Origin of the sequence: Neorhizobium sp. DAR64862/K0K3, from assembly GCF_050500185.1 — a bacterium.
GTDB classification, from domain to species: Bacteria; Pseudomonadota; Alphaproteobacteria; order Rhizobiales; family Rhizobiaceae; genus Neorhizobium; species Neorhizobium soli.
In genome coordinates, this window is the sequence record NZ_CP191450.1 from 1,334,610 (window position 1) to 1,354,101 (window position 19,492).

Consider the following 19,492-nt stretch of genomic DNA (forward strand, 5'->3'; position numbering starts at 1 on the left):
GCATGACCATGTTGAAAGCGCACAATCTCACCAAGCGATTTTCCGGGCTTCTCGCCGTCGACGATGCAACGATCGATGTGGCGGAGGGTTCGATCACCGGGCTGATCGGTCCCAATGGGGCCGGCAAGACGACGCTGTTTGCAATGATCGCCGGCTTCCTCAACCCCAATGCGGGAACCGTCACGTTTCAGAATGAGGACATTACCAGCGAAAAGCCGCATTTGAGGGCACGCCGAGGACTGGCGCGCACGTTCCAGATTGTCCAGCCCTTTGCGGGTCTCGACGTTCGCGACAACATCGCCGTCGGTGCCTTCCTGCACACCAAGGATCCGGCTGAGGCGAGGCGTCTTGCGACCCTGACGGCCGAAAAAGTCGGTCTTGGCCACGAACTCGACAAACTTGCCTCGGGCCTCACGATTGCCGGCCGCAAGCGGCTCGAACTGGCAAGGGCACTCGCGACGCAGCCGAAGCTGTTGCTACTCGATGAGGTGCTGGCGGGGCTCAACCCATCCGAAATCCGTGACGTTTTGCCGATCATCCGGCAGATCCGCGAAGAGGGTGTCACGATCCTGATGATCGAACACATCATGCAGGCGGTGATGAACCTCTGCGACACCGTCTACGTGCTCTCGCAGGGCAAGATGATTGCAAGCGGCGAGCCGCGTTTGGTGTGTACCGATACGGCTGTCATCGAGGCCTATCTCGGCCACGGCGCTGCAGCGCGCATCAAGGCGGAAGGGGCAGCCCATGCTTGAGATCGCAGACCTGCGCGCCGGCTATGGCGGAACCGAAGTCCTTCGCGGCCTCAGCCTTTCCGTCGGCAAGGGCGAGGTGGTCGCCGTGCTCGGATCGAACGGCGTCGGCAAGACCACGCTCAACAAGGTACTGTCAGGGGTGCAGCCCGCCCGCAGCGGCTCGGTTCGTTTCGACGGCCGTGAGATACTGGGCGCCACTGCCCGCGAAATCGTCGCATCCGGCCTCATCCACGTGCCGGAAGGTCGCAAGATCTTTCCCAACCTGACCATTCTGGAAAATCTCGAACTCGGTGGCTATTGCCGGCCGAAGCGGGTCCGGGCCGGCAATATCGAAAAGGTGTTCGCAATCTTTCCGCGGCTGAAGGAACGGACCCGGCAGTTCGCCGGCACGCTGTCGGGCGGCGAGCAGCAGATGTTGGCGATCGGCCGCGGCCTGATGAGCGAACCCAAGCTTCTGATCCTCGACGAGCCTTCGCTCGGCCTGTCGCCGCTTCTGGTCGAGGAGATGTTCTCGCTCATCCGCCGCCTGAGCGACGATGGCCTGCCGATCATGCTGGTGGAGCAGAACGTCATGCAGTCGCTGGACCTCGCGAGCCGGGCCTACATCCTGGAGAACGGTTCGGTCGCACTATCAGGCGATGCCGCCGAACTTCGCGACAATCCTGAATTGAAACGGGCTTATCTCGGCCTTTGAGCGACAAGAACACGGCCCAGAGAGGCCGGGAAGAACAAGGAAACATACCATGAGTCTCAGCCAGGATTTGAAGAGCGGCATTCCGATTGTCGCGCCTGGAGTGTTTGACGCCCTCACGGCGTCGATCGCAGCGGGCGCCGGCTTTCGCGCAGTGTATTTGAGCGGCGCGGCCATCGCCTACACCCATCTTGGGCGACCCGATATCGGCCTCGTGTCGATGGCGGAAGTGGCCGACCGGATCGCGATGATCTGCGACCGGATGACCGTGCCCGTTATCGTCGATGCCGACACGGGCTACGGCAATGCGCTCAACGTCCAGCGCACGGTGCGGCTGTTTGAAAAGATGGGCGCCCAGGGCATCCAGCTTGAAGACCAGACCACGCCGAAGCGCTGCGGGCACCTGAACGACAAGTCGGTCGTCTCCACCGGAGAGATGGTCGGAAAGATCAAGGCGGCGGTCGACGCAAGGGCAAGCGAGCAGACGCTGATCATCGCGCGCACCGATGCGCTGCAGATGGAAGGGATCGATCGGGCGCTGGAACGCGCGCATCTTTACGCGCAAGCCGGTGCCGACATTCTGTTCGTCGAGGCGCCGAAGAGTGGCGAGCAGCTGGGCGATATCGCAGGCGCGCTGAAGGGCGTCAGGCCACTGGTTGCCAACATGGTCGAGGGCGGCACGACGCCAATCCACAACGCAGCTGAATTGTCCGACCTTGGCTTCCAGATCGTCATCTTTCCGGGCGGAATCGTCCGGGCAATGGCGAAGACGGCGGTCGATTATTACGCCTCTCTGGCCGCTGCCGGATCCAACGCGCCGTTCGCGGACCGGATGTTCGATTTCAACGGGCTCAATGCGCTGATCGGCACGCCCGACATGCTCGCGCTCGGCAAAAGCTATGAAGATGCCGATCGCCAGGACACACGAGAAGAGGACGCGAGATGAGTTCGCAAGCTACCGTCACACGTGATTCAGTGACGCTTGATCCCGTGACATTGGCGGTTCTGAAGGGCCGGCTGGAGCAGATTGCAGACGAGATGGATGCGACGCTCTATCGCTCGGCTTTCAACCCGACAATCGCCGAAGCCAAGGATGCCTGCCACGGCATCTATCACGCCACGACCGGCGACACGCTGGTGCAGGGCACGTCCGGCCTGCCGATTTTCGTCGGGGCCATGGCGTTTGCCGTGCGCGCCGTCATCGCCAAGGTCGAGCGGGAAGGGGGCTTGCAAGAGAACGATACGTTCATCTTCAACGACCCTTACGAGGGCGGGACACATCTCAACGACTTCCGTCTGGTGCGGCCGATCTTTCGGGATGGAAAGCTGTTTTGCTGGATGGCCTCGGTCGGTCACTGGCTCGACATCGGCGGCAATGTCGCCGGCAGCTACAATCCGAAGGCGGTCGAAAGCTTCCAGGAAGGTGTGCGGATCCCGGTCGTCAAGCTGATCTCCGCAGGCACGATGAACAACGACATCATCGAAATCCTGTCCGCCAATTCCCGCGTTCCGATGTCGAACTGGGGCGATCTCAACGGTCAGCTCAATGCGCTCGATCTCGGCGAGAAACGGCTTGGCGCTCTTCTCGGCGAATATGGTCCAGCGACAGTCGATGCGGCGTTCGAGGCTTTCTCAAACCGCGCCGAAGCGCTGATGCGCTCAGCGATCGCTTCAATCCCCAATGGTACCTATTCGTTCGAAGACGTGCTCGACAATGACGGCATCACCGACGAGATGCTGACGGTAGCGCTCGACCTGACGATTTCCGGCGACACGATGGCGCTTGATTTCTCGCGCTCCACCCAGTCGGCCCAGGGTCCGATCAATATCTCGCGCTCGACGACGATTGCCGCCTGCTACGTGGCGCTGAAGCACATCTTTACCGAAGTGCCGGCGAATGCGGGTTGCCTTCGCCCGATCTCGTTCACCATCGTCGATAATTCCCTGCTCGGCGCAAATGCTCCAAAGCCGGTTGCCGGCTATACGGAAACCATCCTGCGCCTGATCGGCGTCGTTCTCGGCGCCATTGCCCAGGCTGATCCGGCGCGTGCAACTGCTGCCCCGTTCGGCACGATCAACGCATTGTCGCTCGCCGGCTACAGGGCAGACCACAAGCGATGGGTGATGTTCTCGTTCTTCGGTGGCGGTCTCGGCGGCAATCCGATGTCCGACGGCTTGAACCATGCCAACAACCCGATTTCGACGGCGACCATTCCACCGGTCGAGATCCTCGAAGCCGCCTATCCCGTCATGTTCACGCAATGGGCGCTGCGGCCGGATTCGGCCGGTGCCGGCACCCATCGCGGCGGCGTTGGCTCAGTCTATGAACTGGAGCTGCTCACCGGCGGCGACGTGGCGCTGCTCGGCGAACGCGGCAGACGCGCGCCGTTCGGCGTCGTCGGCGGAGAGTCAGCGGCATTGAACAGGTTCTCGTGGCAAACGGAAGATGGCGGCGAAGCCGTTCCGCCGATGGCGTCGAAGATTACCGATCTGAGGCTGAAGCCCGGCAAGCGGATCCGCTTGGAGACACCTGGCGGCGGCGGCTGGGGCGATCCCCACAGGCGCGATCCGGACAAGGTTCTGCATGACGTGCGCCTCGGCTTCGTCAGCACCAGTCAGGCCGAAGCCCTCTACGGCGTGGTGATCGGCGCAGATGGCGAGATCGACCACGAAGCAACCGACAAGCTGCGCAAGGGAGTGGCCGCGTGAGCGATCTGGGAACAACAAAACAACAAAATGAAAAACTGGGCCAGTCGGGATTGGGCAGGATCGTCGGCGTCGATGTCGGCGGCACCTTTACTGATCTCTTCTATTTCGATGAAGCGTCTGCGAAATTCCGCACCAACAAGGTCCCCTCCAACCGCGGTGATGAAGCTGTTGGCTTCCTCGATGGTCTGAAGGGTTTCGGCGCCATCGCTGACCTGTCTTCGATCGTGCACGGCACCACCGTCGGCACCAACGCGCTGCTGGAGCGCAAGGGCGCCAGGGTTGGTCTGATCACTACCGAAGGCTTTCGTGACGTACTGGAAATGCGACGCCGGGACCGGCCGAATACCTGGGGCCTATGGGGCGATTTCATACCCGTCGTCGAACGTGACATGCGTCTGGAAGTGGCGGAACGCACGCTCGCCGACGGTACGATCCGTCTTGGCGTCGATGTCAATGCCGTCCGCGTCGCTGCCGAAAAGCTGAAGGCGATGGGTGCGGAGGCGCTCGCGATCGTCTTCGTCAACGCCTATGCCAATCCAGAAAACGAGGAGCGTGCGGTGGAAGCCGCCCGTGCGGTCTGGGACAACGAGAACCTCGCCTGCTCGACGCAGATCCTGCCCGAAATCCGTGAATTCGAGCGCACGTCGACGACCGTCCTCAATGCCTATCTGCAGCCGGTGGTCGGCTCCTATCTCGGCAAGCTGGAAACGGCACTGGCAAGCGAAGACTTCGCCGGCCGCTTCCATATCGTCCAGTCGAACGGCGGCGTCATGTCGACGGAGACGGCGCGCAGGCTTCCGGCCCGCACAGCGCTGTCCGGTCCGGCGGCAGGCGTCATTGCCGCAGCCGCGATCGCAAAAGCGGCAGGCTTTCCAAACGTCATCACCGGCGATCTCGGCGGCACGTCCTTCGATGTCTCGCTGATTGCCGACGGCAAGGCAGCGCTCGCGGCCCAGACGACGATCGATTTCGGCCTCGTTATCCGAACACCGATGATCGAGATCACCACGATCGGTGCCGGCGGCGGTTCGATTGCGCATGTGGATGCCGGCGGCCTGCTGCAGGTCGGCCCCGAAAGTGCCGGTTCACGGCCCGGCCCGGTCTGCTACGGTCAGGGCAATACCCGGCCAACGCTGACGGATGCCAACGTCGTGCTCGGCCGTATAAACGCGGACCGGCCGATCGGCGGCAAGCTTGCCCGTCTCGACGTGGAGGCCGCCAAGGCCGCGATCGACCAGCATGTCGCAAAGCCGCTCGGCCTCGGTGTGATGGAAGCGGCCGAAGCGATCGTGAAGATTGCCGACAGCCGCATGGCCGGCGCGATCCGGCTGATGTCGATCGAGCGCGGTCACGATCCGCAGAAGTTCGCGGCCGTTCCCTTCGGTGGCGGCGGGGCATTGCATGTCTCGGCGCTGATTCGCGAAGTCGGGCTGAAGGCGGCGCTTGTGCCGCGTTATCCGGGTGTGACATCTGCGCTGGGTTGCGTCATCGCCGACATCCGCCACGACCAGGTCCAGACCTTGAACCTCTCGCTCGAGGGCATCGACGTTGCGGCGATCGACGCCCGCATGGTCGAGGAGGCGGGCAAGGCGCGCGCCGTCGTCGAGGATGCGCATCTGACGGTCGAGCGGATCGATACGCTGTTCGAGCTCGACATGCACTATGTCGGTCAGACCCATACGGTTCGGGTCACACTGCCGGCAACGATCAGCGGGAGCCAAACCGATGTCAGCGAGGCGATGATCCAGCAGGCTTTCGAGGATGCCTATCAGGCAAGTTTCAGCCGGCTTCTGCCGGGTGTTCCGATGCGGATCGTCAACCTTCGCACCAGCGCGATCGGCATTCGTCCGAGCTTCGATCTGAAGGCGCTGGCCGCACCTGTCGATACGACGGTTGCCTCCGCAACGACGGGCTCGCGACAGGTCTGGTTCGACGGCGCCTGGCATGAAACGACGATCTACGATCGCCTGCAACTGCCGGAGAGTTCCGAAATCCAGGGCCCGGCGATCCTCGAACAGCCGGATGCAACGACAGTCGTCTCGCCGGAATTCAAGGCACGCGTCGATCTCTACGGAAATATCATCGTGGAGCGGAAATCATGAGCGGACATTCGATCCCCATAGAAAAGACCGGCCTGATCATCGTCGATCTGACCAATGATTTTCTGGCCCCCGACGGCGCCTATGGCCGTGCCGGTCAAGGCGCGCCTGAGATCGCGGCATTGCAGGAACGCATCAAGCCACTTGTGGACGTAATGCGCGCAAAAGGCGGCTACATCATCTCGGCCCAGTTCACGCTGGTGCCGGGCAAGGGTGGCGAGCCGATCATCTCACCGCATCTGAAGGAACTCCGGCCCTTTCTCGGCAAGGGCGATTTTGCGCCAGGCACCTGGGGCAACAGCCTGATCGATGATCTGGCGCCGGCCGATCTCATTGTCGAGAAAGTCGCCTATTCGGCGTTCTACATGACCCGGCTCGAATGGGTCCTGCGCAAATGCGGCATCGAGAAGCTGGTGGTCGGCGGCATCGTCACCAATGGCGGTGTCGCCTCCACCGTTCGTGACGCCCATGTCCGCGATTTCGAAACGATCACCCTGTCGGATGGTTCGGCCGCCTTCTCGCAGGAAACGCACGAGACCGCGATCGCAGCATTGAAACCTGTCAGCCGGATCGCGACAATCGAAGACATGATCGCCGAGTTCGACGCCCAATGAGAAAGGTCGAAGTCTCGGACCGGGAATTCGAGGTGATGGTGCCGCTTGTCGTGATCGGCGCCGGTGCCGCCGGTATGGTTGCAGCACTTTCCGCCAATGCGGGAGGCGTCGAGGTGATTGTGCTGGAGCGCGATCCGCTGCCGCGCGGCTCGACGGCGCTGTCGGCCGGCCTCATTCCGGCAGCAGGCACGCGCTGGCAGCGCGCGATCGGTGTCGAGGACACGCCGGAAGCCTTCGGGGCGGATATCCTGCACAAGGCGGATGGCGAGCCGGATGTGGATCTCGTTCGGCTGGTCACCGAAACAGTCGGACCAACGCTGGAATGGCTGGCGGAGGACCACGGCCTGGCGTTTTCGCTGGTCGACAATTTTCGCTATCCCGGCCACTCGCACCTTCGAATGCATGGTCTTCCCTCCCGGTCCGGCGAGGAGTTGATCGATCGTCTGCGCGACGCCGCGGAAGAAGCCGGCATCGATATCCTGACCGAAGCCCATGTGGACACACTCGTCGTAGGCTCCGACGGCAAGCCGCGCGGCATGACCCTGTCGCGACCGGATGGGTCCCGCGAAGACATCGGCTGCGAGGCCGTGATCCTTGCCTGCAATGGCTATGGCGGCAATCCGGCGCTGGTTGCCGACCACATTCCGGACATGCGGGATGCACTCTATTTCGGCCACCCGGGCAACCAGGGCGATGCGATCGTCTGGGGTGAGGCGCTGGGTGCTGCGACGCGGCATCTGAGTGGTCATCAGGGCCATGGATCGGTCGCCCATCCTGCCGGGATCCTGATCACTTGGGCGACCGTGATGGAAGGCGGCTTCCAGGTGAATGTCGCAGGCGAACGCTTTTCCAACGAGGCGAAGGGGTATTCCGAGCAGGCGTCCAACGTGCTTGCCCAGCCGGAAGGGATCGCATGGACCGTGTTCGACACGCGGATCGCCGAGATCGCCGGCCAGTTCGAGGATTTCAGAAGCGCCGAGCGTATGCAGGCGATCATCGAGGCCGATACGATCGAGGCGCTTGCGGAGCGGATGCAGGTCTCGCCGGAGAAACTGACGGCAAGCTTCCGTGCTTTCGAGAATTGCAAAGCCGAGGGTGGGGCGGACCCGTTCGGCCGTTCTCTGGCAGACGTGCCGCCACTTCGAGCGCCCTTCAAAGCGGTAAGGGTCACCGGCGCACTCTTCCACACCCAGGGCGGGCTTGTTGTTGACGGCGAGGCGCGTGTGGTTCGACGCGACGGTTCGACCATCGCAAACCTTTTTGCCGCCGGAGGCGCCGCCTGTGGCGTATCGGGCAGCAAAGCGAGCGGCTACCTGTCCGGGAACGGTCTCCTGACTGCAGTGGCGCTCGGACGCATTTCGGGTCTTCGCGCCGCCGCTTACCTGCGCAACTGCTAGAATCGAAGGACAGCCGGAAACATCTCGTTCGTCACAGTTACCGTACCCAACCCGTCCATCTCTTGTTTCCACGCCAGTTTGCGCTAAGTCAAAAGTCGCAAAAGGAAAAAACATGATCGACGGCTTGAGTACAAAGGCGAGGACAGGCGTTCTGGGACTGGACGATGTATTATCGGGCGGTTTGACTCGCCGCCATGTTTTCCTGCTCGAAGGGACGCCGGGCACGGGCAAAACTACGATCGCCCTGCAATTTCTTTTGGAAGGCGCGACACTCAAGGAGCGCTGTCTTTATATCAGCCTGTCGGAGAGCGAAGAAGAACTGCGGGAAAGCGCGCTTTCGCACGGTATCGAATTCGGAAATTCGATCGAAATCTTCGAGCTCGTCCCCCCGGAAAGCCTGCTTGACGCAGACCAGCAGCAAAGCCTGCTTTACTCCTCAGATCTGGAGCTCGGCGAGACGACCAAGCTGATCTTCGAGGCCTTCGAGCGTCTGAAACCGCAGCGTGTGGTGATCGACAGCCTGTCGGAAATCCGTCTGTTGGCACAGAGTTCTCTCCGCTACCGCCGCCAGATCCTGGCCATGAAGCATTTCTTTTCTCGATCCGACGCCACAGTCCTTTTGCTCGACGACATGACGTCAGACAATCTCGACAAAACCGTCCACAGCGTCGTTCACGGCGTTCTTCATCTCGAGCAGCTGGCTCCCGACTATGGTTCGGAACGCCGCCGCCTGCGGGTGATCAAATATCGCGGCCAGGCGTTCCGCGGCGGCTATCATGATTTCGTCATCAAGACCGGAGGCGTCTCGGTCTTTCCGCGGCTGCGTGCGATCGAGCACAAGACGGCATTCGACCGAGCTATTTTAAAAAGCGGCATTGCCGAATTCGACGATCTACTTGGCGGTGGTATAGAACGCGGGTCGAGCACGCTGCTCATCGGACCTGCCGGTACCGGCAAAAGCCTGTTCGCGCTCCAGTTTGTAGCAGCTGCCGTGAAGCGCGGTGAGAAAGCAGCCGTCTTCATATTCGACGAAGAGCTCGGCCTGTTGTTCTCGCGTACGAAAGCAATGGGGATCGACCTTGAGAAGATGCGCGACGATGGCGCTATTCACATCGAGCAGCTGGATGCGGCCGAGCTTTCGCCGGGGGAATTCTCGCAACGCGTGCGGGATCGCGTGGCGACCTTCAAGGCCGGGACAGTCGTGATCGATAGCGTGAACGGCTACCAGGCGTCGATGCCCGAGGAAAACGCGCTGATCCTGCACGTGCATGAACTGCTGCAATACCTCAATCGGCAAGGCGCCAATACGTTTCTGACAGTTGCCCAGCACGGGCTCGTCGGAGACATGAAATCCCCGGTCGATGTCACCTACCTCGCCGATACAGTTATCCTGCTGCGCTATTTCGAGGCACTGGGCAGGGTTCGGCGTGCAGTCTCGGTCATCAAGAAGCGAACCGGTCGGCACGAAGAAACCATCCGCGAGTTTCGCATCACCGATGCGGGGCTGACACTGGGCGATCCGCTTTCCGGTTTCCAGGGCGTGTTGCGCGGCGTACCGACGCTTGTCGGCGAAAAGCAGCAACTGCTGGAGCTTTCAAACGAGGACGAAAGCCATTCCTAACAGAGATGCCGTCGGCCTCATTCATGCCCCACACGGTCGCGATGCGCAGATTGCGGCATCCCTCCTGAAGGAAGCCGGTATCGCTTCGAAGGCGGCCCCGGACCTGTCCGGTTTCGTCGACAGCCTTGACGACAACATCGCGCTCGCTGTCATCACCGAGGAAGCTCTGCGCTCCGCCGACCTGCGCGCCATCTCCCAGTGGATCGAGAACCAGCCGAGCTGGTCGGATCTACCTTTCGTCATTCTGACAAACCGCGGCGGTGGTCCGGAGCGTAATCCCGCAGCTGCGCGGCTGTCGGAGGTCCTTGGCAATGTCAGCTTCATCGAGCGCCCTTTCCACGCAACGACATTCATCAGCGTTGCCCGTTCTGCCGCACGCGGGCGTCGGCGCCAATATGATGCACGTCTGCGGATGGAAGCTCTCGACGAAGGAGAGCGGCGTTTGCAGACAGCACTCGAGGCCGGTCGCCTCGGCGCTTGGGAACTGGATCTTGCAACCGATGTCCTGAGCACGTCTGCGACCTGCAAGAGCATTTTCGGACGCGGTCCGGAAGAGGCGTTCACCTATCAGGACCTTTTTGCCAGCATCCATCCCGATGACCGGCAACGCGTACAGGATGCTCATACCGCAACAGCCGAGAGCGGTGAGGATTATTCTGTCGAATACCGCACCGTCTGGCGCGACGGCACCGTGCGCTGGGCAGAGGTGCGGGCACAGCTCTACCGCGACCACTCGGGCAAGGCGGTCAAGCTGGTCGGCGTATCCGCCGACATTACCGACCGGGTCATCAACGAGAAGCAGCAGCGGCAGATCAACGAACTGCTTGAAGAGCGTGTCGCCGAGCGGACGCGTGAACTTGAACAGGCCCATTCGGTCGTGATGGACGAGGTGTCGCAGCGTGAGCGGGCGGAAGATCAACTGCGCCAGGCGCAGAAGATGGAGGCGATCGGCCAACTGACCGGCGGCGTCGCCCACGATTTCAACAACCTGTTGATGGCAGTGCTCGGCAATCTCGAATTGCTCCGCAAGCTCGTTGCGGGCGATCCGAAAGCGGAACGGCTGATCGATGGCGCCCTCCAGGGCGCAAGACGCGGGGCGTCGTTGACCCAGCGGCTGCTCGCCTTTGCCCGCCGCCAGGATCTGCAGATCGGTCCCGTTGACCTTGGCGCCCTGATCGGTGGCATGCGCGACCTTCTCGAACGCTCGGTCGGGTCGACCATCCTCGTCGAAACCGCGATACCGGATCATCTGCCGAAGGTTTCGGCAGATGCCAACCAGATCGAGCTGGCGCTTCTCAACCTTGCCGTCAACTCGCGTGACGCCATGCCCGACGGCGGCACGCTGCGGATCAGCCTCAGCCAGGAAGAGCAGAGGTTCTCAAACGATACGCTTGCAGCCGGACGATACGTCGTGCTCTCGGTCAAGGACGAAGGCCAAGGCATGGACGAGGCGACGCTGCAGAAAGCCATCGAACCGTTTTTCTCAACGAAGGAACTGGGCAAGGGAACGGGCCTCGGATTGTCGATGATCCACGGCCTGGCGTCCCAGTTAAAGGGAAAGTTGAAGTTGTCGAGCAGGATCGGTTCCGGCACTACCGCCGAATTGTGGATTCCGGTCTCTTCCGCTGCCGAGCAGCCGAGGCAGGCCGAGGCACCATCGCCTCCGGCAGAATATCAGGGTGGTCCCAAGCGTATCCTGCTTGTTGACGACGACGTCCTCATCGCCATGAGTTCCGCCGACATGCTGCTGGATCTCGGACACGACGTGGTCGAAGCCCATTCCGGCAAGGAGGCGCTGGAGCATCTGGGTAAGGGACCAAAGTTCGATCTGATGATCACCGACTACTCCATGCCTGGCATGACCGGGGGCGAACTCTCGAAGGCTGCACGAGCCTTGCTGCCCGAATTGCCAATCCTGATCGCCTCCGGCTACGCGGATCTTCCGCCTGGCGTTGATCTTGAGGTTGCGCGGCTCGGAAAGCCGTATACGCAGGCACAGCTGGCGGAACAGATCGGCAAGCTTACGTCGCCGCGCTAGGTGCTCTCGCAACCGGGCTCGACGTCATAAAGCTCAAAGGGTCAGAAACTCGGCACGGCTATTACGCCTGCCCGTCTCCGCCCATCGGCAGTTCGTCCGTGATCACTTCGAACCTTGCCAGGATCGCCGGGCCGAAGGCCGTCGACAACGCGACATCGGTCGCATCGCGACCGGTCGCCATCAGGATCCGGCCGATACGAGGTTTGTTGTGACGGGCATCGACAGTGTGCCAGCGTCCGCCGAGATAGACTTCGAACCATGCACTGAAGTCCATCGGATTGTGATCCTTGGGAACACCGATGTCGCCGAGATAACCCGTGCAGTAGCGTGCGGGAATGTTCATGCACCGGCAAAGGGTGATCGCCAGATGCGCGTAGTCCCGGCACACGCCCGTCTGGTCGTTGAAGCCGCCGAACGCGGTCCGCAGCGAATCGGCGTTCTGATAGTTGAACGCAATGCGGTTGTGCGCGAAATCAAGAATGGCTTTGACGCGCGGCCAACCCAGATCAGTTGAGGAAAACGTGTTCCAGGCGAAGTCTGACAGACGGTCCGTGTCGCAATAACGGCTGCCCAGCAGGAACACCAGAACGTCGTCGGGTAGATCCTGGATGAGGTGCTGCTGCGCATCTTCCGGGATCGGGTCCGGAAGCCCGGTGTCATAGATCTCGAACTCGGTCGAGATCGTCGTCAGGCCGGGCGGTGCAACGATGCGGCTGCAGGCGTTCCCGAAGACATCCTGATAACCCCAGGCCTCGATCGGTCTGTCGAAGGTCAGCACCTGTTCGGTCAATAGATCTACGCGACGGGAGGGGTGGATATTCAACGCCAGAAGCATGGCAGTCGGCTGTTGGCATTCATAGCCCAGATGAAAACCGGCGCGTATCCTCATGAAGCGATGTCTCCTAAATACCGTTGACGAGATGGCAGCAATGCGGCAATGCCCGGGCGTTGATACGGTTCCGTTTAGCCATGAAGTTTGGCCTGGAACTCGTCGGTCGTGACGTTGACCTGCACTGACATGCTTTTGAAATCTTCCGCCTCACCGTCATAGCTGCCACGAAGCGGGATAGCCTGTTTCGGGTCGCGGGCGACGCCGACGCGAATGAGGTCGCGGTTACCGACAATGCCGTTGGTCGGATCAAATTCCACCCATCCGGCTCCCGGCAGGTAGACCTGGCACCAGGCGTGGGTAGACCCGCCTCCAAGCGTCGTCGATCCGTCGCGATCGGGAACGTAGATATAGCCGGTGACGAAACGGGCAGCGAGGCCGAGGGCCCGTGCGGCTTCCATCATCAAAAGCGCAAAGTCGCGGCAGGTCCCGCGACGCAGCTGCAGCGTCTCGAGCGGAGCCTGGGTGCCGTGTTCGTGGCGACGGGCATAGACGAAGCTTTCACGGATCGCGTAGCAGAGCGTCATCAGCAATCGGCCGGTCTCGGTCGGCTGGCCGGGTTTGACGAACTGCCGCGCCCATTTGCCAACCTCGTCGTTGGCATCCGGGTAATGGCGACGGATGGTGCATTCCAGATCGAACGCTTCCACCGGGTCATAGGTGAAGGGATAGGTGAGGGCTTCCTCGTCGATCTGAAAATCCATCGCGAGCTGCGGCGTATGATCGAGCCTGATGGTCGTTTCGAACTGGAGCTTCTGAGACGCACCCTCAAAACCGACCAGCGCCACGCAGTTCCCAAACACGTCATGGATCCAGCGGACATAGGCAGGCTTTGGAAAGACCTCGAGGCGCGACACGAGCAGCGTCTGGTCGAAACTGTCCCTTGGTCGGAACAGCAGCCTGTGTTCGCCGAACTCGACCGGCTTATGATACTGGTAGGACGTAAGGTGACGAACCGAAAAGATCGTCATGCGATCACCGAGCCGAGTTCGACTGACATTGGGTCAGATCGGAAAAATACATCATGTCGGGACGATGAGCGATGGCGCTCAGCAGAAGTCTGTTCATTTGAAGTTCTCGAGATCTAGCATGATGGATTGTGCGTTTTTAGCCTTGTAGGCAGCCTGGGCCGCCTTCAGGATCTTCGGTCGTAGCGCATCGAAAGAGGCAAGATAATCATCGCTGACGGCAGTTCTTTCAACAAGGTTGCTGCTGAGAACTTCAGCAGCGACGAAGAACCGAACCTCGAACATGCCGTCATGACCCAGAAAGCGGACGCGTCTTTTCGATTCATCGTAACTGCGCGCGGGATTTGGGAAAGAAAGTGTCATGGCAGCCTCTGTCGTCAGCGTGGCTCCGAATGTCGGACTACCACGTTTGCATGTCGGGTATCTTGCTGCCATCCGCTTAGTCGATGATAACAAGCCCAGTGACGTTTCGCAGGTAACCGGCTTTTTGGTCCCGCAGTCCGTATTGAGGCAGCGCCGCCAATTTTCCAAACGCCGGATCGATGGCATTCTATGCCGACGAACCATATGACTAGGTCACGTTGAGCCCCCGAAGTCCAACGCGAAATGGCGAGCCTGCTGCGACAGACCGCATTTTAAGCCTGAATGGGCGGGGGGAGGCTTGGGGTGGGCAAGCCGGTCTCAGCTCGAGGCCGGAGCAAAGCGTGCAGTGATCGCATGGCTGTCGGAAGGGTAGCTGAACCGCACCGACGTCACGGGGCCGGAAACGTCCCAGGTCTTGCGTTCTACCACGAGGCAGGCAGACTGCGGCGGGATTTCCAGCCGCCTTGCCAGCTGTTCGTCCGCAAGCAGGGCCGAGATCCGATGTTCCGCAGCGGTCCATGGTATCTGCGCGATCAGCCACTTGCCCGGTGAAACCGTCGAGAAATCCATGTCCTTTGCCTGCGGCACGGTCTTCAGATTGATCAGTCGTTCCTCGAGACAGAACGGCTTCCCGTCGGCGAAATGCAGGCAGACGACGTAGATGGATTTTTCCTTGCCGGAGACGCTCAGGCGCAGCCGGTCCGTTGCCACAGTCTTCCGCTCCCGGCATTCCTCCATCCGGAAATGGTAGTCCTTGTTCAGGGCGCGGACTTCATCTTCGATGTCGTAGATCTCAAGAATGGCAGCCTGGTTGCGCGGCTGGGCAACAAAGGAGCCCGATTTCTTGCGCCGCTCGATCAGCCCGGCATTGGCAAGCTGGGTCAGAACCTTGTTCGCGGTCATCCGCGAGACATTGTAGTGCTTGGCGAGCTCGACCTCAAAAGGGATCCTGTATCCCGGGGGCCATTCGCCGCTGACGATATTGTTCTCGATGTCGCCCAGGATCTTCTGGTGCAGTGTGCCCACCGCACGCGTCGCCTTGATCTCTTTTTCTCCGGTCAAGGCGAAGTCCTTCGGCTCTCTGCGTCAAAAGGGTTCTCCACCATATCCGGTTAGCCGGCGTCAAGCAGAGCGGCCATCACTGCCTGGAACCTCGGCAGGATCGTCTCTCGGCTCACATGCCGACCGCCCGTCACCAGCTTCTTGCCCGCCGCCCAGACGCAATCCACCTTGATCGTATCAGCGAAGATCCACTGGTCGAGAACCTGATCTGCCGAAAGGTAGGGGGCGGCCTCAAGGTCGAGCGAAACGAAATCCGCCGATGCACCTGATACGATGTCGTCCTGCGACTGCAATGCGCGGGCGCCACCTTTCAGCGCTTCCTGGAACAGGCGCGCACCCGTCGATTGCTGCGGTAGTGCCACGACGTTTCGCGAGCGAAGTCCGAGACGCTGCGAATATTCGAGCTGCCGAAGTTCATGCGCGACGGAAATCGAGATGTTCGAGTCCGAGCCGACGCCGAAATGGCCGCCTTCCTCGAGGAATGCCGGCGCCGGAAATATGCCGTCGCCGAGGTTGGCTTCCGTGATGGGGCAGAGACCGGCAATGGCCCCTCGGCGTGCCATGTCGCGCGTTTCCGCCTCGGTCATATGGGTAGCGTGGATCAGGCACCAGCGCTCATCGACCGGCATGTTGGCGAGCAGCCATTCGAGGGGACGTGCGCCCGACCACGCGATACAGTCCTCGACCTCTTTCGTTTGCTCGGCGATATGGATGTGGATCGGGCCTCCACCTGCCATCGGCAGAACGTCCCGCAGTTCTTCCGGCTTCGCGGCCCGCAGACTGTGCGGCGCGATGCCGAGTTGGCCGCCGGGAAGCGCAGACGTGATCTTCCGGCATTCCTCCATCAGCGTGGAAAAGCTTTCGACCGAGTTGATGAAGCGTCGCTGGCCCTCCGTCGGTGCCATTCCCCCGAAACCGGAGCGGGCGTAGAAGACTGGCAGCAGGGTGAGGCCGATCCCGGTCGCAGCACTTGCCGCACCAATCCGCGCCGCGTGCTCGGCGATATTGGCGTAGTGGCGCCCATCGCGGTCGTGGTGAAGGTAATGAAACTCGCCGACGCGGGTAAAGCCCGCCTCCAGCATTTCCATATAGAGCTGCGCTGCGACCGCCTCGATATCGTCAGGTGTCATGGACAGGGCGAATTTGTACATCAGCGTGCGCCAGCTCCAGAAGCTGTCGCTTGTCGATCCGCGAACCTCCGTCAGTCCCGCCATGGCGCGCTGGAAAGCATGGCTGTGGAGATTGGCCATGCCGGGCACGATCAGCCGGTGCCGCTCGTCGTTGCGGGCAGGGATCGCGTCGCGCTCGATCGACTGCACGGTGCCATGCTCTATCGTCAGGCGAGTGCTGCTCGCCCATTCCCCGCCGATCAGTGCGCTTTCTGCAAAAATGGTGTTCACTGCCAACTCCACTCGTCGGTCCCGTCTGCGTCAGCAGGCGCCTGAAAATTCTTCTTGCCTTGGTTTTTTATGTATATACATTAAAACAAAAAGAGGAAGGCTTCGTGGTCGAGAATAGCGACAATTCACCGGTGGTGCCAACCAGAACGCTATGGCGCAACGCTCGGCTGCTCACGCTTGCCGACGAGGCACAAGGTCTTGCTCTCATTGAGGACGGAGCGCTCGCAGTGGAGGGTGACAGGATCATCTTCGCCGGTCCCCAGTCCGCTCTAGCGTCAACCTTTCTGGAAGCCGATGAGATCATCGACGTGGAGGGCAGGGTAATCACGCCCGGCCTGATCGACTGCCATACGCATCTGATCTTCGGCGGCGATCGCGCGATGGAATTCGAAATGCGGCTCGAAGGGGCCACCTATGAAGAGGTCGCGCGCGCAGGCGGCGGCATCGTCTCCTCCGTCAAGGCGACCAACGCTCTTTCCGTCGACGGGCTTGTGAAGGCGGCCCTGCCAAGGGTCGATGCGCTTCTCGCGGAAGGTGTTTCGACGCTCGAGATCAAATCCGGTTACGGCCTGTCGATCGAGGGCGAACTGAACATGCTGCGCGCCGCCCGGGCGCTCGAAAAAATCCGCCCGGTGCGGGTCGTCACCTCCTTCCTCGGCGCCCACGCAACGCCCGTCGAGTACCGCGGACGCAACGGCGACTACATTACCGACGTGGTGCTGCCCGCTATGGACCTTGCCCATGCGGAAGGCCTGGTGGATGCAGTCGACGGGTTCTGCGAAGGTATCGCGTTTTCGGTTGCGGAGATGCGCCGCGTCTTCGATCACGCGACGTCGCTCGGCCTGCCCGTGAAGCTGCACGCCGAACAGCTTTCCAATCTCGGCGGTGCCGCCATGGCGGCATCCTACGGTGCCTTGTCCGCCGATCATCTCGAATATCTCGATACCGAAGGTGCTGCCGCGATGGCTGCGTCCGGCACGGTTGCGGTTCTTCTGCCGGGCGCCTTTTATGCGATCAACGAAACGCAGAAGCCGCCGGTCCAGCTGCTGCGCGATGCCGGCGTCCGGATCGCGATTGCGACCGATTGCAATCCCGGCACGTCGCCGCTCACCTCGCTGCTGCTGACGATGAACATGTCGGCGACACTCTTCCGGCTGACCGTCGAAGAATGCATCGCAGGCGCGACGCGCGAGGCGGCGAGGGCGCTCGGTCTTCTCTCCGAAACCGGCACGCTGGAGGCCGGAAAATCGGCGGACTTCGCCATCTGGAACATCCAGCGACCCGCCGAGCTGGTTTACCGCATCGGCTTCAACCCGCTCCATTCGAACGTCTTCAGAGGTCAACAGCTATGACGATCACGCTTCACCCCGGCAGCGTTACTCTGGCCGAGCTTTCCGATCTCTACTGGAACAATGGTTCGGCGGTTCTCGATCGCTCCTTCGATGCAGGCATCGAAAAGGCAGCGAGACGCATTGCGGAGATCGCCGCCGGAAATGCACCGGTCTACGGCATCAACACCGGCTTCGGTAAGCTTGCCTCGATCAAGATCGACAGTGCCGATCTCGCCACCCTGCAGCGCAACCTCATCCTGTCGCATTGCTGTGGCATCGGCCAGCCGCTGCCGGAAAATGTCGTGCGGCTGATCATGGCGTTGAAACTCATCTCGCTCGGCCGTGGCGCTTCCGGTGTCCGGATCGAGTTGATCCGCCTGATCGAGGGCATGCTGGAAAAGGGCGTCATCCCGGTCATTCCGGAAAAAGGCTCGGTCGGCGCATCCGGCGATCTGGCACCGCTTGCCCATATGGCCGCCACCATGATGGGCGAAGGCGAGGCCTTCCTGCAGGGAGAACGACTGGCGTCTGCCGATGCGCTCGCCAAGGTGGGTCTGACACCAGTCGTGCTCGCTGCCAAGGAAGGGCTGGCGCTGATCAACGGTACCCAGACCTCCACCGCACTGGCGCTTGCGGGCCTGTTTCGCACGCATCGCGCCGCCCAGACGGCACTTGTTACAGGCGCCCTGTCGACCGACGCGGCTATGGGCTCTTCCGCGCCGTTTCATCCCGACATCCACACCCTGCGCGGCCACAAGGGACAGATCGATGCCGGTGCCGCACTTCGCAACCTATTGGAAGGCTCCGAAATCCGTGCGAGCCACATCGAAGGCGACGAGCGGGTTCAGGATCCCTATTGTATCCGTTGCCAGCCACAGGTCGACGGCGCCTGCCTCGATCTGTTGCGGTCCGTGGCAAGGACGCTGGAAATCGAGGCGAATGCCGTCACCGACAATCCGCTGGTTCTGTCTGACAATTCCGTCGTCTCCGGCGGCAACTTTCATGCCGAGCCGGTCGCCTTTGCCGCGGATCAGACCGCGCTCGCGATCTGCGAGATCGGTGCGATCGCCCAGCGTCGCATCGCGCTTCTGGTCGATCCAGCTCTGTCCTATGGACTGCCGGCATTTCTCTCGAAGAAGCCCGGTCTTAACTCGGGGCTGATGATCGCCGAAGTCACGTCGGCGGCGTTGATGAGCGAGAACAAGCAGATGTCGCATCCCGCCTCGGTCGATTCGACGCCGACCTCCGCCAATCAGGAGGACCATGTGTCGATGGCCTGCCACGGCGCCCGCCGCCTGCTCGGCATGACCGAAAACCTGTTCGGCATTCTCGGGATCGAAGCGCTGACGGCCGTCCAGGGCGTGGAACTGCGCGGGCCGCTCAAGACCAGTCCCGAGCTCGAAAAAGCCGTTGCCGTGCTGCGGGCTTCCGTCCCTGCGCTCCACGATGACCGTTACCTAGCGCCGGATCTCAAGGCCGCAAGCGAACTGGTCGCGTCCGGTGCCTTCGCCCACGCCATCTCGCCGGGCATCCTGCCGGTCCTTGAAGTTTGATC

16 protein-coding genes are annotated in these 19,492 nt (G+C 61.5%); 11 read left to right on the plus strand and 5 right to left on the minus strand.

Going from position 1 to position 19,492, the window contains the following annotated elements; translation table 11 throughout:
- The first annotated feature begins 8 nt into the window (after positions 1-8).
- The 9 genes from ACQY1L_RS22960 (at position 9) to ACQY1L_RS23000 (ending at position 11,924) form a co-directional block, all read left to right on the plus strand.
- Complete coding sequence (locus ACQY1L_RS22960) at positions 9-755, plus strand: ABC transporter ATP-binding protein (RefSeq protein WP_113110290.1); 747 nt, start codon at positions 9-11, stop codon at positions 753-755.
- Complete coding sequence (locus ACQY1L_RS22965) at positions 748-1,449, plus strand: ABC transporter ATP-binding protein (protein ID WP_430244786.1); 702 nt, start codon at positions 748-750, stop codon at positions 1,447-1,449. Before ACQY1L_RS22960 ends, ACQY1L_RS22965 begins: the two co-directional genes overlap by 8 nt.
- A gap of 49 nt (positions 1,450-1,498) precedes the next feature.
- Positions 1,499-2,392: an isocitrate lyase/PEP mutase family protein gene (locus ACQY1L_RS22970; protein WP_430244788.1), complete on the plus strand. Its 894-nt coding sequence runs from the start codon at positions 1,499-1,501 to the stop codon at positions 2,390-2,392.
- Positions 2,389-4,155 carry a hydantoinase B/oxoprolinase family protein gene (locus tag ACQY1L_RS22975; RefSeq protein WP_430244790.1) on the plus strand — a complete coding sequence of 589 codons (1,767 nt, stop codon included), beginning with the start codon at positions 2,389-2,391 and terminating at the stop codon, positions 4,153-4,155. Before ACQY1L_RS22970 ends, ACQY1L_RS22975 begins: the two co-directional genes overlap by 4 nt.
- A gap of 5 nt (positions 4,156-4,160) precedes the next feature.
- Positions 4,161-6,257: a hydantoinase/oxoprolinase family protein gene (locus tag ACQY1L_RS22980; RefSeq protein WP_430246030.1), complete on the plus strand. Its 2,097-nt coding sequence runs from the start codon at positions 4,161-4,163 to the stop codon at positions 6,255-6,257.
- Positions 6,254-6,868, plus strand: a complete 615-nt coding sequence (locus ACQY1L_RS22985; RefSeq protein ID WP_062458496.1) for a cysteine hydrolase family protein — start codon at positions 6,254-6,256, stop codon at positions 6,866-6,868. Before ACQY1L_RS22980 ends, ACQY1L_RS22985 begins: the two co-directional genes overlap by 4 nt.
- A complete protein-coding gene (locus tag ACQY1L_RS22990) occupies positions 6,865-8,265 on the plus strand; it encodes an FAD-dependent oxidoreductase (protein WP_430244792.1) in 1,401 nt (466 codons plus the stop codon). Before ACQY1L_RS22985 ends, ACQY1L_RS22990 begins: the two co-directional genes overlap by 4 nt.
- Positions 8,266-8,377: 112 nt before the next feature.
- Positions 8,378-9,886: an ATPase domain-containing protein gene (locus ACQY1L_RS22995; protein WP_430244794.1), complete on the plus strand. Its 1,509-nt coding sequence runs from the start codon at positions 8,378-8,380 to the stop codon at positions 9,884-9,886.
- Complete coding sequence (locus ACQY1L_RS23000) at positions 9,828-11,924, plus strand: PAS domain-containing protein (protein ID WP_430244796.1); 2,097 nt, start codon at positions 9,828-9,830, stop codon at positions 11,922-11,924. The genes ACQY1L_RS22995 and ACQY1L_RS23000 overlap by 59 nt, the downstream gene beginning before the upstream one ends.
- A gap of 61 nt (positions 11,925-11,985) precedes the next feature.
- On the opposite strand, the gene ACQY1L_RS23005 is transcribed toward ACQY1L_RS23000, so the two are convergent.
- The 5 genes from ACQY1L_RS23005 to ACQY1L_RS23025 form a co-directional block, all read right to left on the minus strand.
- Positions 11,986-12,813, minus strand: coding sequence for a transglutaminase-like domain-containing protein (locus tag ACQY1L_RS23005; protein ID WP_062458483.1), 828 nt, complete (start codon positions 12,811-12,813; stop codon positions 11,986-11,988).
- A gap of 74 nt (positions 12,814-12,887) precedes the next feature.
- A complete protein-coding gene (locus tag ACQY1L_RS23010) occupies positions 12,888-13,784 on the minus strand; it encodes a transglutaminase family protein (RefSeq protein WP_062458480.1) in 897 nt (298 codons plus the stop codon).
- A gap of 93 nt (positions 13,785-13,877) precedes the next feature.
- Positions 13,878-14,216 (minus strand): DUF1488 domain-containing protein, encoded by a 339-nt coding sequence (locus tag ACQY1L_RS23015; protein ID WP_430259316.1) that lies wholly within the window; start codon positions 14,214-14,216, stop codon positions 13,878-13,880.
- A 246-nt stretch (positions 14,217-14,462) separates the two neighbouring features.
- Entirely contained in the window at positions 14,463-15,206 is a 744-nt protein-coding gene (gene hutC, locus ACQY1L_RS23020) for a histidine utilization repressor (RefSeq protein WP_430244799.1), read from the minus strand.
- Between the two features lie 50 nt (positions 15,207-15,256).
- A complete protein-coding gene (locus tag ACQY1L_RS23025) occupies positions 15,257-16,606 on the minus strand; it encodes a formimidoylglutamate deiminase (RefSeq protein WP_430244801.1) in 1,350 nt (449 codons plus the stop codon).
- A gap of 104 nt (positions 16,607-16,710) precedes the next feature.
- On the opposite strand from ACQY1L_RS23025, the gene hutI reads away from it, so the two are divergent.
- Both hutI and hutH read left to right on the plus strand, forming a co-directional pair.
- On the plus strand, positions 16,711-17,958 hold the full coding sequence (gene hutI / locus ACQY1L_RS23030; RefSeq protein ID WP_430244803.1) for an imidazolonepropionase: 1,248 nt from the start codon (positions 16,711-16,713) through the stop codon (positions 17,956-17,958).
- Positions 17,955-19,490, plus strand: a complete 1,536-nt coding sequence (hutH, locus tag ACQY1L_RS23035; RefSeq protein ID WP_430244805.1) for a histidine ammonia-lyase — start codon at positions 17,955-17,957, stop codon at positions 19,488-19,490. The genes hutI and hutH overlap by 4 nt, the downstream gene beginning before the upstream one ends.
- Positions 19,491-19,492 lie beyond the last annotated feature (2 nt).